At 63.6% G+C, this 13,340-nt stretch carries 12 protein-coding genes; 1 reads left to right on the top strand and 11 read right to left on the bottom strand.

Annotated features, from left to right (window positions below; genetic code table 11):
* Positions 1-72: 72 nt before the first annotated feature.
* The 11 genes from NMB40_RS18295 to dnaA all read right to left on the bottom strand — a co-directional run bounded on the left by NMB40_RS18295 (position 73) and on the right by dnaA (position 12,945).
* Complete coding sequence (locus tag NMB40_RS18295; protein ID WP_068848037.1) at positions 73-489, bottom strand: ExbD/TolR family protein; 417 nt, start codon at positions 487-489, stop codon at positions 73-75.
* Positions 490-492: 3 nt separating this feature from the next.
* Positions 493-918 (bottom strand): ExbD/TolR family protein, encoded by a 426-nt coding sequence (locus NMB40_RS18290; RefSeq protein ID WP_282244029.1) that lies wholly within the window; start codon positions 916-918, stop codon positions 493-495.
* Positions 919-975: 57 nt separating this feature from the next.
* A complete protein-coding gene (gene exbB / locus NMB40_RS18285) occupies positions 976-1,737 on the bottom strand; it encodes a TonB-system energizer ExbB (protein ID WP_068848033.1) in 762 nt (253 codons plus the stop codon).
* 84 nt (positions 1,738-1,821) lie between these two features.
* Positions 1,822-2,490 carry an energy transducer TonB gene (locus NMB40_RS18280; protein WP_448143948.1) on the bottom strand — a complete coding sequence of 223 codons (669 nt, stop codon included), beginning with the start codon at positions 2,488-2,490 and terminating at the stop codon, positions 1,822-1,824.
* 145 nt (positions 2,491-2,635) lie between these two features.
* Positions 2,636-3,841, bottom strand: a complete 1,206-nt coding sequence (locus NMB40_RS18275; protein WP_282244026.1) for a tetratricopeptide repeat protein — start codon at positions 3,839-3,841, stop codon at positions 2,636-2,638.
* 132 nt (positions 3,842-3,973) lie between these two features.
* Positions 3,974-4,780: a M48 family metallopeptidase gene (locus NMB40_RS18270; protein WP_093535447.1), complete on the bottom strand. Its 807-nt coding sequence runs from the start codon at positions 4,778-4,780 to the stop codon at positions 3,974-3,976.
* Positions 4,781-4,848: 68 nt separating this feature from the next.
* Entirely contained in the window at positions 4,849-5,688 is an 840-nt protein-coding gene (locus tag NMB40_RS18265; RefSeq protein WP_494359348.1) for a CPBP family intramembrane glutamic endopeptidase, read from the bottom strand.
* Positions 5,689-5,761: 73 nt separating this feature from the next.
* The gene (gyrB, locus tag NMB40_RS18260; RefSeq protein WP_282244018.1) at positions 5,762-8,221 is read right to left on the bottom strand and encodes a DNA topoisomerase (ATP-hydrolyzing) subunit B; all 2,460 of its coding nucleotides are present in this window, start codon (positions 8,219-8,221) and stop codon (positions 5,762-5,764) included.
* Positions 8,222-8,331: 110 nt separating this feature from the next.
* Positions 8,332-9,429 carry a DNA replication/repair protein RecF gene (gene recF / locus NMB40_RS18255; protein WP_282244016.1) on the bottom strand — a complete coding sequence of 366 codons (1,098 nt, stop codon included), beginning with the start codon at positions 9,427-9,429 and terminating at the stop codon, positions 8,332-8,334.
* An 804-nt stretch (positions 9,430-10,233) separates the two neighbouring features.
* Positions 10,234-11,334: a DNA polymerase III subunit beta gene (dnaN, locus tag NMB40_RS18250; RefSeq protein ID WP_068848019.1), complete on the bottom strand. Its 1,101-nt coding sequence runs from the start codon at positions 11,332-11,334 to the stop codon at positions 10,234-10,236.
* A 276-nt stretch (positions 11,335-11,610) separates the two neighbouring features.
* Entirely contained in the window at positions 11,611-12,945 is a 1,335-nt protein-coding gene (gene dnaA, locus NMB40_RS18245) for a chromosomal replication initiator protein DnaA (RefSeq protein WP_068848017.1), read from the bottom strand.
* A 253-nt stretch (positions 12,946-13,198) separates the two neighbouring features.
* On the opposite strand from dnaA, the gene rpmH reads away from it, so the two are divergent.
* Positions 13,199-13,339 carry a 50S ribosomal protein L34 gene (rpmH, locus tag NMB40_RS18240; protein ID WP_006404565.1) on the top strand — a complete coding sequence of 47 codons (141 nt, stop codon included), beginning with the start codon at positions 13,199-13,201 and terminating at the stop codon, positions 13,337-13,339.
* Position 13,340: the final 1 nt, after the last annotated feature.

Genomic DNA, 13,340 nt, shown 5'->3' with positions numbered 1-13,340 from the left:
ATCATAGCTAAAAAAAAAGCGCCCCTGTTTCCAGGGGCGCTTTCCAGTCGCGTCATGACTTGATGTTGCGTCTTACTGTTGCTGCTGGAACCCGATCTTCTTCATCTGCGCGTTCTTCGCGGCGGCCAGAACCTTGGCCATCACGTCGTACTCGGAGTCCGGGCTGGCGTCGATGCGCAGCTCGGGCTGGTTGGTCGGGTCACGCTGCACTTCCTGTTCCATACGCTGCTGGAGCTCAGCCGTTGCAACCGGGCTGTTGTTCCAGAACACCTGGTTGCTGGCGTCGATCCGCAGCTCGATCGGCGGCGGCGGTTCGACCAGCTGCGGCGGTGGGTTGAGCACGCGCTGCGGCAGGTCCACGGCGATCGGGTACGTCATGATCGGCGCGGTAACGATGAAGATGATCAACAGCACCAGCATCACGTCCACGAGGGGCGTAACGTTGATGTCGGCCATTGGGCCCTTGCCACCACCAGAACTGAATGCCATGGCTTACTGCCCCTTCTCTTTGGTGGCCACGAAGCCAACGTCGAGCATGCCCTGCTCCTGCGCGATCTTCGTCATCTCGTTGATGACGCGCATCTTGGTGGTGCGGTCACCACGCAGATTGAGCGGGGGCTGGGGGGTCTGCTGGGCGGCGGTCGCCAGGCGGGACTCGAGAGTCTGCTTGTCGATTTCTTCGTCGTTCCAGTAAATCGAGCCGTCTTCCTTCACCGCCAGGGTGATGGGGCCCTTACGATCAGCCGCATCGTCAGGGTTCTGCACCAGGTTTGCCTCGGGCAGGTCGACCTTGACCTTATGGGACATCAGGGGCGCCGTGATGATGAAGATGATCAGCAGCACCAGCATCACGTCCACGAGGGGCGTAACGTTGATGTCGGCCATGGGGCCGCCGCTGTTACCACTACTGAAAGCCATAACGGGCTCCGTCTAGATCGTGTTGACTACGTTCTCGCTGGGTACAGCGCGTCGCAATTAGCGGACGCGCGAACCGGTGGCGAAGAAGTCGTGCAGGTCGTGAGCGAACGTATCGAACTTGCTGATCGTGGCGCTGTTGATCTTGCTGAAGAAGTTGAAGGCGAACACGGCCGGGATTGCCACGAACAGACCGATGGCGGTCATGATCAGGGCTTCACCCACCGGGCCGGCAACGGCGTCGATGGAGGCCGAACCGGTTGCACCGATCTTGATCAGCGCGCCGTAGATGCCCCACACGGTGCCGAGCAGACCGACGAACGGAGCGGTTGCACCGACGGTGGCCAGCAGGGTCATGCCCGACTGCAGGTTGTTGCTTTCGCGGGTCACGGCCTGACGCAGGGCGCGGTCGACGAACTCCGAACGGCTCAGGTTTTCACCCAGGCCACCGGTGGCGCCACCTTCGGCACGCTGGTGGTGGGCAGCAGCCTGGGCTGCGTCCAGGGCGATCTTGGAGAACGGCTCGGAAGCCGGCTGTTCTTCCATGGCGCGGATGGCGTCCTGTGCGTTCGGGGTATCCCAGAACAGGCTCACGACCTTGTCAGCAGCGCTCTTCAGGCGGGTAGCACGGAAGATGTTGATGACGGTCCAGTACCAGGACATGGCCGACATGATCACCAGGGTCAGAAGCACGACCCAGGAGACGGCGAAGTCACCCGGCTTGGAGGTCATTTCGTGGATCAGATGCTCGAAGCCCATCTGCGAGAGGGCATTCGACGGGTTGCCCCCGGCAGCAGCGGCGATGAAGAGTTCCTGCAGCATGACGCTTACCTTTGTTGTGTGTGGTGATGAATGTTGTAGCTAGGTTCAAGTGACGGGTGGGTGGCCGGCAGGCCACCCGGACCATCAATTCAGCGCAAAGTTGACCGGGACGCGGACGCGACCTGCAGCTTTCTTCCCGCCCGATTCGGCAGCGTTGAAGCGCCATTTACGGGCGGCTTCCATCGCGGCACGGTCCAGATCGCGGTTACGGCTGGACTTTTCGACCGACACATTGGTGACGTTGCCGTTGGCATCGACATCAATGATCAGGATCACTTCACCCTGGATACCTGCGCGGAATGCAGCCGGCGGGTAACGCGGGGGATTCATGGCCTTGGACGAGATATCGACGCTGGCCTCGATGGAACTCGGCGGCTGCGGCGGGCTCGGCGGACTCGGCGGCGTGACGATGTCGTTCGGACGCGGTTCCGGCACGTCGATCACCGGCGCCTGCGGCGGCGGCGGCACCGGCGAGGGCTTGGGCGGCGACAGGTTCTTGACCGGCGGCGGCGGCGTTTCAGTCGGCGGCGGCGGCGGCGGCGGCGGTGGGGGCGGCGGCGGAGCGTCGACCAGGGTCACCATGATGTTGCGTTCCTTCTCCGTGATGGCCTTGGGGGCCACGGCGGGAATAAGGAGCAGCATCAGGGCGGCGAGATGCAATGCGATTACAAAGGCGATACCCACGATGCGCGGCCAGCTGAGGCCGGTGTCATCGCGTTGTTCGTACCTGTGAACGACTAGTTGTTCCGTCATGCGCCAAGAGCTCATTAGTGGGGCCGGGTACCTGGGGACAGATAGCCCATGATCAGCGGTGCATGACACCGCAGGAACCTCCAAGCTTATACCAATCCTGAGCGCCTGCGCATCACTCACGCAGGCGTTCAGGCGTTATTCCTACTTACTTCAGGTTGATGATTTTCTTGGCATCGGCCTGGTTCTTCACACCCTTCGCCAGCGCCTGCTGGGCGGCCGTCTTGGCCTCCGGAATGCGACCTTCCGAATGCAAGACACGTGCCAGGTTCAAGTAGGTTTCACCGTCCTTGGAAAGCGGGGCGGCCTTCTGCCACGCTTCGATCGCCTTTTCGACCTGCGGCGGATCCGAGTAGTAGTACGCCTGGGCCTGGGCCAGGTACACCTGGTAATCCGGCTTCAGGATGCCCTTCTGCAGGCCATCGTTGATCACCGCAATGACCTCGGCTTCCTTCTTGTCCGAGTTGGCGTAGATCGAGTACGCCTGCTTGTACTCGCGCTCCTCGGTCAGCTGGCCGCCCTTGAAGAGCTTGTCCATGACCGCGCCGGCCTTGTCCATCTGGTCGGCCTGCAGGTACATGCTGGCCAGGTTCATCTGGGCCTTCTTGTCGGCCGGGTTCTTGGCGGCAAGGGCTTCGGCCTGCTTCACCGCTTCACCGGTCTGGCCGGACTCGGACAGGGCCGCCATCAGCAGCTGGTTCCAGTTGTCCTTCGGCTCGGTGGCACCGGCGATGGCCTGCTGGATGACCGGCACCGCTTCCTGGTAGCGCTCGAGCTGGTACAGGGCCTGGCCCTTGATGATCAGCTCTTCCGGCTTGGTCGACTTGGTTTCAGCGAAGTACTTGTCCAGGGTGGCCAGGCCTTCGGCAAGCTGGTCGTCCTGGATCTGCAGCTGGCCCAGCATCAGCATCGACTGGAAGTGGCCGTTGTTGTCCAGGCCGTTGAATTCCAGCACCTGCAGCAGGTACTTCTTGGCAGCGGCGTTGTCGTCGGTGTTGTAGGCGGCCTGCGAGGCCAGCTGCGCGGCCAGCGACTTGTCGTACGCATTGGCGGCGCTGTTGCCCAGGATTTCATTGGCCGCGGCCAGCGTCTCGGGGAACTTCTGATCGTTGTAGCTGTCGATCATCTTCTGCAGCTGCTTGCCCAGCTTCGGCGACGCCTTGATGTCCGGCTCGGCACGGGTGGCCTGCGGGTACAGCGCTTCGGCCTTGGCCTGGTCCTTCTTGCCACCACGGCGATCGGCACTGCGATCAGTGGTGCGGGTCTGGGCGACGGCGTCAGTGACCACAACGCCACCAATGGCGGTCGCGATGAGGACGGAAAGCACGGCTTGCTTGTGGTTGCGGAAAATCATCTTTCACCTCGATCGAACCGCCGCGGCGGCATCAAAACGGACTGTCAGAAAAATCTGAGCCGCCAAACGTATCAGAAACTGATGGCGTGAGAAATCGTTTCCGATGCTGCAATACAGCATCCTTTAGTCGAATCACCCGCACTTCGGGCGCCGTCCAGCGGCCTGGGCCTGCTGGAAAACACCGGTCAGGGCGGGGGCATCCCGTTGCAGCTCCCGGATCCGGTTGGCCGGGTCCGGGTGGGTGGACAGCCATTGCGGGGAACGCCCGCCGCTGGCGGCCATCATGTTCTGCCACAGGTTCACGGCCTGGGCCGGGTCGAAACCCGCCTCGGCCATCAGCCGCTGGCCGACCACGTCGGCTTCGCTTTCCTGGGTGCGCGAACCGGGCAGCAGGAACGCCGCCTGGGCGCCGGCGCCGCCAAGCTGGTTGACCGTGCTGGCCGCACCGTCGCCATACGCTGCACCAGCCAGCGCGCCGAGCACGGCCAGGCCGGTCTGCGCGCCCATCTGGCGGGTGAGGCGCTCTTCGTGGTGGCGCGAGATGACATGGCCGATCTCATGCCCGATCACGGCGGCGAGCTGGTCCTGGTTCTTGGCCACGGTGAAGATGCCGGTGTTCACGCCGACCTTGCCGCCGGGCAGGGCGAAGGCGTTCGGCTCGGCATCGACGAACACCGCGGTCTCCCACCGTACGCCACGGTACTGAGGCGGCAGCTGGGCGACCAGCGCATTGACCACGCACTGCACGTAGCCGTTCTGGCGGCCGTCGCTGCTGATCTTCTGCTTCTGTTTGGTTTCGGCGAAAGCCTGCGCGCCGAGCTGGTCCAGCTCGGCCTGCGATACGCCGCCCACCATCTGCTTGCGCCCGGTGGGCGAGGTGGTGGTGGCGCAGGCGCTGAGCGCCAAGGTGATGACAAGTCCGAGCAGCAAGGGTTTCAAGGCGGGGACTCCCGTGTTCATGTCTGCAGTGTGGCGTGCGGAATGTAAGGTTTTGTCAAACCGTCGGGTCAGTGCAAGCCCAGGAACACCAAGGCGGCCAGGGCGATGGCGTTGTTCAACGCATGCGCCACGATCGGTGCCCACAAGGTTCCGGTGCGCTGGTACAGCCAGGCGAACGCGGCGCCCATGCCGCCGTAGACCAGCCACAGTTGGGCGATTTCCCACGGGCCGTTCGCGCTGGTGCCGGGGACTTCATGGACCAGGGCAAATGCCAGGCTGCTGAGCAGCATGCCCAGCCACGGGCGGCCGGCCTGCCACAGGCGGCCGAACAGCACGCGGCGGAACAGCAGTTCTTCGTAGGCCGGGGCCAGCACGATGGCGAACACGGCCAGGAACCACGGGAAGCGGGCCAGCGCCTGTTCCATCAGGGCCAGGTTGGTGGGTACCGGTTCAATACCGGCCTGCCGGGCCAGCCAGGCAATGCCGTTGCTGCCGATGATCACGCCCACGGCAACCAGCGCGGTCCAGCCCCAGGTGGATGGGCGGCGGGCAGCCTCGAACGAGGCGCGGCGCTCGTTGGCGTCCGCACGGCGGCGAAGGAAGTACAGGAATACGGCAGCACCGCCGGTGGCGAACACGGCCATCAGGATCTGCGCGAGCGCGCCGGGTTGGCCCACCTGCTGGGCGAGCGCTTCGGCCGCTTGTGCGCCGGTGTCGCGGACCACGACCACCGCGCGATAGAGGCCCCAGAGCAGGCCGCTGGCCAGGCTGAGGCCGAGCAGGGCCAGGGTGCCGATACCCAGGTCGATCAGGAATCCCGCAACGGGCGAGCCTGGTTTCCGTTGGGGCGCCTTGGGCAGGGCGGGCGGCAGCGGAGGCGTGGTGGACGCCGGAGCGGTAGCGGACATCGGGTTCCTGGCAGCAATAGGCGGTGGCCAGGCCGGTTGCAGGTCGCAACCGGCCGGCCCTGAGCCGATTGTGTCAGATATCCAGGTTTGCGACCCGCAGCGCGTTGTCTTCGATGAAATCGCGGCGCGGTTCCACCACGTCACCCATCAGGGTGCTGAAGATCTGGTCGGCCGCCACGGCGTCCTCGATGCGCACCTGCAGCAGCCGGCGCGTATCGGGGTTCACGGTGGTGTCCCACAGCTGTTCGGGATTCATTTCGCCCAGGCCCTTGAAGCGCTGGATCTGGCGGCCCTTCTTGGCTTCGTCCAGCAGCCAGTTGCGGGCATCGGCAAAACCGCCGATCTCCGACGACTTGGCACCGCGGACGATCCTGGCACCCTCACGCACCAGCCCGTGCAGCAGCAGCGAGGACTGGTGCAGGGCACGCAGCTCACCGGTTTCGAAGGCCGACAGCGGCAGCACCTGGATCAGCTGTTCGCCCATGTGGCGACGGGTGACCAGCAGCGCTGCGGGACGCTCTTCGGTGGGCTCCTGCAGTTCCAGGCTGAAACGCGGCGACCCCAGGCTGCCCTGGTTGAGGCGCTTGGCCAGTGCGGCCAGGCCTTCGTCGGCGCCGGCCTTGCGCAGGTGCTCCAGGTCCATCGGCGTGAAATCGACCAGGGCTTCAAGCACCTGGCGGTCGTAGCGATGGGCATTACGGCCGATCGCTTCCTGCGCCGAGGCGTAGGCCAGCAGCAGCTTTTCCAGGGCGACGCCTTCGATGGCCGGCTCGTTCTCGGCCGGAATCAGCGAGGCATTTTCCACCGCATTGCTGGCCAGGTAGGCATCCAGCGCGGGGTCGTCCTTCAGGTACAGCTCCTGCTTGCCCTGCTTGATCTTGTACAGCGGCGGCAGGCCGATGTAGACGTGGCCACGCTCGATCAGCTCCGGCATCTGCCGGTAGAAGAAGGTGAGCAGCAGGGTGCGGATGTGCGCGCCGTCGACGTCGGCGTCGGTCATGATGATGATGCGGTGGTAGCGCAGCTTGTCCGGGTTGTACTCGTCGCGGCCGATGCCGGTGCCCAGCGCGGTGATCAGCGTACCGACCTGGTCGGAGGCGAGCATGCGGTCGAAGCGGGCGCGTTCCACGTTGAGGATCTTGCCGCGCAGCGGCAGCACGGCCTGGTTCTTGCGGTTGCGGCCCTGCTTGGCCGAACCACCTGCGGAGTCACCCTCGACGATGAACAGTTCGGACAACGCCGGGTCTTTTTCCTGGCAGTCGGCCAGCTTGCCGGGCAGGCCGGCGATATCCAGCGCACCCTTGCGGCGGGTCAGGTCACGCGCCTTGCGCGCGGCTTCGCGGGCACGGGCAGCGTCGACGATCTTGCCGGCGATGGCCTTGGCTTCGTTCGGGTTTTCCTGCAGGAACTCTTCCAGGCGCTGGCCGAACGCGCTTTCCACGGCCGGGCGCACATCCGAGCTGACCAGCTTTTCCTTGGTCTGGCTGGAGAAGCTGGGGTCGGGCACCTTCACCGAGAGCACGGCGATCATGCCTTCGCGCATGTCATCGCCGGTCAGGTTGATCTTGGCCTGCTTGGCGATGCCGTTCTGCTCGATGTAGTTGTTGAGCACACGGGTCAGCGCGCCGCGGAAGCCGGCAAGGTGGGTACCGCCGTCCTTCTGCGGGATGTTGTTGGTGAAGCAGTACATCGTTTCCTGGTAGGAATCGGTCCACTGCAGCGCCACGTCCACGGTGATGCCGTTGGACTCGCCGGTGACCGAGATGACGTTCGGGTGCAGCGGGGTCTTCAGCTGCGCCAGATGCTCCACGAAGCTGCGGATGCCGCCTTCGTAGTGGAAGTCGTCGCGGCGGCCATCGCCACGCTCATCCACCAGGACGATCTTGACCCCGGAGTTCAGGAACGAGAGTTCGCGCAGGCGGCGCGCCAGGATCTCGTAGTGGAACTCGACGTTGTCGTGGAACGCGACCACCGACGGCCAGAAGCGCAGGGTGGTACCGCGCTTGGTGCTGGCTTCCACCTGGGCCAGCGGGCTGACGGCCGCGCCATCGGCGTATTCCTGGTGGAAGTGGAAGCCGCTCTGGAAGATGTCCAGGGTGAGCTTCTGCGACAGCGCGTTGACCACGCTGACGCCGACGCCGTGCAGGCCGCCGGAAACCTTGTAGCTGTTGTCGTCGAACTTGCCGCCGGCGTGCAGCACGGTCATGACCACTTCGGCAGCAGACACTTCGCGGCCGAGCTTCTGGCTCATCTGCCCGTGCTTGCCGGTGGGGATGCCACGGCCGTTGTCGGACACGGAGACCGAGCCGTCGGCGTGGATCGTCACCGCAACGTGGTCAGCGTGGCCCGCCAGCGCTTCGTCGATGGAGTTGTCGACGACTTCGAACACCATGTGGTGCAGACCGGTGCCGTCATGGACGTCGCCGATGTACATGCCGGGCCGCTTGCGGACCGCCTCCAGGCCTTCCAGGGCGGTGATGCTGTTGGCGTCGTAATTGCCGGTAGGTGCCGGAGTGTTCTGTTCTTCAGTCATTGCGCTTGCCATAGGCTCCGCAGGTCGGGCCGCCGCAGGAAGCGGGGCGCCGATGGATAAGGGGTTGCAACAGCAATTATACCAGCCGGGCGCTTCCGCCCCTGCCAGCACTATGGCACAAGCTGGACCTGGCCATGTTCCACGTGGAACCGGGTGATATCGGTGCGGTCCTGCAGTGCGGCGGGGGTCTCGGTGGCGGTGATGAATATCTGCGCGGGGCCTGCACGCAGGCGGTCCAGTACCCGGGCTTGATGGGTACGATCCAGCTCGGAGGCCAGGTCATCCAGCGCGATCACCGGCCATTCGCCGCGCTGTTCGGCGTAATCCTCGGCCTGGGCCAACAGGCAGGTGAGGGCGGTGAGCTTGGCCTGGCCGCGCGAGAGCGCATCGCGACCGGGAATGGTGGCAAACCCCACGCTCCAGTCAGCCCGGTGCGGACCCACGGAGGTGTAGCCCGCCAAGCGGTCGCGCTCCCGGGCCAGCAGCAGGGCGTCGGAGAGGGAAAGCTCGTGTTTGCGCCAGCCGGGGCTCAGGGTCAGTGACTGGATGCCCAGGTTCGGGGCCAGATCCTGCGCCAGGCCGATGGTCCGGTCCTGGAGGCGGTCCAGGTAGTGCTGGCGGCGGGTGGTGAGCGGTTCGCCGGCCTCCGCCAGCTCCCGATCCCACGCATCCAGTGCATTCGGGTGCCCGCCTTGCTTGAGCAGGGCATTGCGCTGCTTCAGGGCCCGCGAATACCGTCGCCACAGGGCAAGGAAGTCTGGTTCCACGTGGAACAAACCCCAATCCAGGAACCGACGACGCGGTTCGCCACCGCCGCTGACCAGCGCGTGGCTGCCCGGCTCGAAGGTAACCACAGCAAGGGCTGCGCAGAGGTTTCCCAGCTGCGCGACGTCTTCGCCATCGAGCCGTCCCTTCCATTCCTGGCCGCTGTGGCGCAGCCCGGCCTTGCGGCGCGTAGCCGAATCCGCACCGGAACGTTGTTCGTCCCATTCGACGAAGACATCCAGCGCATCCTGGCCTTGGCGCACCAGGCCATCGCGCACCCGCCCGCGGAAACTGCGTCCGTACGCCATCACGTGCAGGGCTTCCAGCACGCTGGTCTTGCCCGCGCCGTTGTCGCCAGTGATCAGGTTGATGCCCGGTTGCGGGGCCAGTTCCACGCTGTCAAAGCGGCGAACCTGGTGCAGGGACAGACGACGGATGTACATGCGATCGGATCTGGGCCGCGGATGCGGCAGAAGGGTTGGGGGAATCGATCAGCTTACTGCATCGGGGTGCGTTCGCCGCACCTCCAAGACCCCCTGAATTCTTTGAAATCTGGAAGAGCACCATAGGTGTAGCCGTGCAGATTTCAAGGAATTTGCGCCATTTCTGGATCGGACTCGTGGCTGCCCAATCCGACGACGCTCTCGATTCTTTGAAATCTGAAGAGCGGGGCAGGGTAGGCGTTCTCAGATCTCGCGAGATTGAGGCCTTCCATTTTCGGCTATCCACAGGGGGCCTGTATGACTTATGCACAATCTCTGTGCAATCTGTGGATAAAAAAGAGGCCTTGGGTACCCCTGAAAGATATCCACAGGTTGAACCCCAGGCTCAGACCCTGTTTTACCGGGGGTTTCAGGTGCATATTCTCCTTTAGATTCAATTAGATAAGGTACTTTTCAACCAAATCTGGCTCTACCACCACCACCTAGCTTTAGATTTATATACAGTTTTTAAAAGCTTAGAGCTGGGAACCAGGGGCAACCCAAGGCGTTCTTCGAACCCCGTAGAGCCACGCCCTGCGTGGCTGCTCTTTCCGTAGAAAATCGAACGATCTCCGGGTTGATGGCAATCCAGATCGAGGCGCAGAGATTCACGGGACAAGACGCGAGATCGAAGGTAGCCACGCAGGAGGCGGCGATGTAGCACAGTTCGTCAGATGATCCACGTGGAACGTTTGGGCAAAAAGAAACCCGGCACTTGGCCGGGCTTCCTGGTTACCGCGGTTCCACGTGGAACCAAGCGTCAGGTCAGAGACGCAGCGGCATCACCACGTGACGCGACTTCTCGCTGCTGGCTTCGCGCACCAGGGCCGAGGAGTTGGAATCGCGCAGCTGGATCACCACGTGCTCGTCGCGCAGTGCGGACAGGGCGTCCAGCAGGTAGTTCACGTTGAAGCCGATGGCCAGATCGCTCACGGTGGTATCCGCTTCGATCTCCTCCTGGGCTTCTTCCTGCTCCGGGTTGTGCGCGCTGATCTTCAGGTTGCCCGGCGACACTTCCACGCGGATGCCGCGGTACTTCTCGTTGGACAGAATCGCGGCACGCTGCAGCGAGGCACGCAGGGCTTCGCGATCGACCTTCACTTCGCGGTCGGCACCGATCGGAATCACGGCCTCGTAATCCGGGAAGCGGCCGTCGATCAGCTTGGAGGTGAAGGTCACATCGTCGCGCTTGACGCGCACGTGGCTGCGGCCGACTTCCAGCTCGATCTCGCGATCACCGCTCTCCAGCAGGCGCTGAAGTTCGGTCACACCCTTGCGCGGCACGATGATCTGACGCTTGGCGCCACTGGCTTTTTCCAGGTCGGTTTCGCACAGCGCCAGGCGGTGGCCATCGGTGGCGACGGTGCGCAGCGCGTCGCCGCGCAGGTCGAACAGCAGACCGTTGAGGTAGTAGCGCACGTCCTGCTGGGCCATGGCGAACGCGGTGCGTTCGATCAGTTCCTTCAGGGTGGCTTCGCCAATGGCCACGCGCTCGGTGGCTTCCACTTCGTCCACCGACGGGAAGTCGTTGGCCGGCAGCGTTGCCAGGGTGAAGCGGCTGCGGCCGGCCTGCACGGTGATCTTGTCACCGGTCTGCGAGACGGTGATCCGGCTACCGTCGGGCAGGGCGCGGATGATCTCGAACAGTTTGCGTGCCGGGATGGTGGTCTCGCCGTCCTGGGCATCATCCACCGCGATCCGCGACACCATCTCCACTTCCAGGTCGGTACCGGTCAGCGACAGCTGCCCGTTCTGGACCTGGACCAGGAAATTAGCCAGAACCGGCAAGGTCTGGCGGCGTTCGACCACGTTGACGACTTGTGCCAACGGCTTGAGAAAGGCTTCGCGCTGCAGTGTGAAACGCATGTGGTTCCGTGCCCCTATGCTTTAAAAAGATGTGGAATAAATCAAAAGCTTGGTGGTGATGGTAGAGCCAGAATTGCGGGAAAACACATCTAAGTATTTGTAAATAAAGGCTTTTATGGCCTCGAAACCCTCTGCACTACTACCCCCCAAGGGGTGGGGAAGCCTGTGGATAAAAATCCCGCCAACTCAAACGGGTTTTTTATCCACAGCCTGTCCCTCGCTTACACCCGGATTTTGCACCGTTTTATGCGATGACGCCCGTGCGGCGTGCATGCATCATTCGCTCAACTTCCGGATCAGCTTGTCCCAGTCTTCCCGCAACTTGCCGTCGGTCTCCATCAACGTCCGGATCTGCCGGCACGCATGCAGCACCGTGGTGTGGTCACGACCCGCAAAGGCATCGCCGATTTCAGGCAGGCTGTGCTCGGTCAGTTCCTTGGTCAGGGCCATGGCGACCTGTCGCGGACGGGCCAGCGAACGGGTCCGGCGCTTGGACAGCAGATCCTTGATCTGCAGCCCGTAGTAGTCGGCCACGGTTTTCTGGATGTTGGGAATGCTGATGGCCTGCTGCTGGGCACGCAGCAGGTCGCGCAGGGTTTCCTGGGCGAAGTCGGTGGTGATCGCGCGGCCGGTGAAGTTGGCACGGGCGGTCAGGGTATTGAGCGCACCTTCGAGGTCGCGGACATTGGAGCGCATCTTCTTGGCAATCAGAAACGCCACATCGTCGGGAATCTCAGCACCGCGTTCGCGGGCCTTGGCCAGCACGATCGCCGCGCGCGTTTCGAAGTCCGGCGGCTCGATGGCGACCGACAGGCCCCAGGCAAGCCGCGACTTCAGGCGCGCTTCCAGCCCTTCGACTTCGCGCGGGTACCGGTCGCAGGTGAGGATGATCTGCTGCTTGCCGTCGAACAGGGCGTTGAACGTGTGGAAGAACTCTTCCTGGGTTCGGTCCTTGCCGGCAAAGAACTGGATGTCATCGATCAGCAGCGCGTCCACCTGCTGGAACTGGCGCTTGAACTGATCCATGGTTTTTTCCTGCAACGCACGGATCATGGCGCTGAAGAACTGTTCCGAGCGCAGGTACAGCACCTTGGCGGCCGGATTGGCCTGGCGCATGGCGTTGCCGGCGGCGAACATCAGGTGGGTCTTGCCCAGGCCGGTGCCGCCGTACAGCAGCAGCGGGTTGTGCGCCCGGTCGCCCGGTTTCTGCGCCGCCTGGAACGCCGCGGCCAGGCCCAGCTGGTTGCTGCGGCCTTCCACGAAGTTGGTGAAGGTGTAGTGCGAATCCAGGTTGCCGGCGAACGGCACCAGCGGCTCAACCGGCGCAGCAGGCGCGGAATGGCCCGGAATCGGCGCGATCTGCGCCTCCACGGCCCGCGGACGCGAGCCGATTTCAAGAAAAACGTCGCCAAAACCGGCGAAGTGCGCCAGCAGTTCCTTGATCCGCGCCAGGTACAGCTCGCGGACCTGGTCGACGATGAAGGCGTTTGGCGCATAAAGCACCAGGCTGTCCGCGCGCAGATCGGCCTGCAGCGGCTTCAACCAGGTGTGAACATCTTCGGGCGGGAACTCCGCCTCAAGGCGTTCGAGACAACGGGACCAGGCATCCATCGGCAATAATCGTCTGGGGCCAGCGGTTGGGGCGCAGAAAGCCGCCGTGCCGCAGGCCGGAAGGGGAAAGAATGGATGGCGCAGACTACCACCGACGCGGGGTGCCGGGAATGGTTGTCCCGAAGTTATTCACAAAATGATCCACAGCTATTGCACAGGCCGGTGAAATCCCGTAGTGACATGGGCTTGACGCGCCCCGGGGTAGGTCTATAGAATTTCCGGTTCTTTCCGTCCCCTTCATATAGAGGCCCGCATGGCCACCAAGCGCACTTTCCAACCCAGCAACCTCAAGCGTAAGCGCGACCATGGCTTCCGTGCCCGTATGAAGACCGCTGACGGCCGCAAGATCCTGTCGCGTCGCCGCGCCAAGGGCCGTAAAGTCCTGAGCGCTTGAT

The sequence above is a fragment of the Stenotrophomonas sp. FBCC-B152 genome, assembly GCF_059134105.1.
Note: the sequence above shows the minus strand (reverse complement) of the source record. Positions and strands in the feature narration are given on the sequence as shown.

Bases quoted from the DNA above. Each gene is read 5' to 3' on its own strand.
- NMB40_RS18265 (WP_494359348.1), bottom strand. From the start codon at position 5,688: ATGTCCGCTACCGCTCCGGCGTCCACCACGCCTCCGCTGCCGCCCGCC.
- NMB40_RS18280 (WP_448143948.1), bottom strand. From the start codon at position 2,490: ATGACGGAACAACTAGTCGTTCACAGGTACGAACAACGCGATGACACC.
- NMB40_RS18275 (WP_282244026.1), bottom strand. From the start codon at position 3,841: ATGATTTTCCGCAACCACAAGCAAGCCGTGCTTTCCGTCCTCATCGCG.
- NMB40_RS18290 (WP_282244029.1), bottom strand. From the start codon at position 918: ATGGCTTTCAGTAGTGGTAACAGCGGCGGCCCCATGGCCGACATCAAC.
- recF (WP_282244016.1), bottom strand. From the start codon at position 9,429: ATGTACATCCGTCGTCTGTCCCTGCACCAGGTTCGCCGCTTTGACAGC.
- rpmH (WP_006404565.1), top strand. From the start codon at position 13,199: ATGGCCACCAAGCGCACTTTCCAACCCAGCAACCTCAAGCGTAAGCGC.
- exbB (WP_068848033.1), bottom strand. From the start codon at position 1,737: ATGCTGCAGGAACTCTTCATCGCCGCTGCTGCCGGGGGCAACCCGTCG.
- NMB40_RS18295 (WP_068848037.1), bottom strand. From the start codon at position 489: ATGGCATTCAGTTCTGGTGGTGGCAAGGGCCCAATGGCCGACATCAAC.
- dnaN (WP_068848019.1), bottom strand. From the start codon at position 11,334: ATGCGTTTCACACTGCAGCGCGAAGCCTTTCTCAAGCCGTTGGCACAA.
- gyrB (WP_282244018.1), bottom strand. From the start codon at position 8,221: ATGACTGAAGAACAGAACACTCCGGCACCTACCGGCAATTACGACGCC.
- dnaA (WP_068848017.1), bottom strand. From the start codon at position 12,945: ATGGATGCCTGGTCCCGTTGTCTCGAACGCCTTGAGGCGGAGTTCCCG.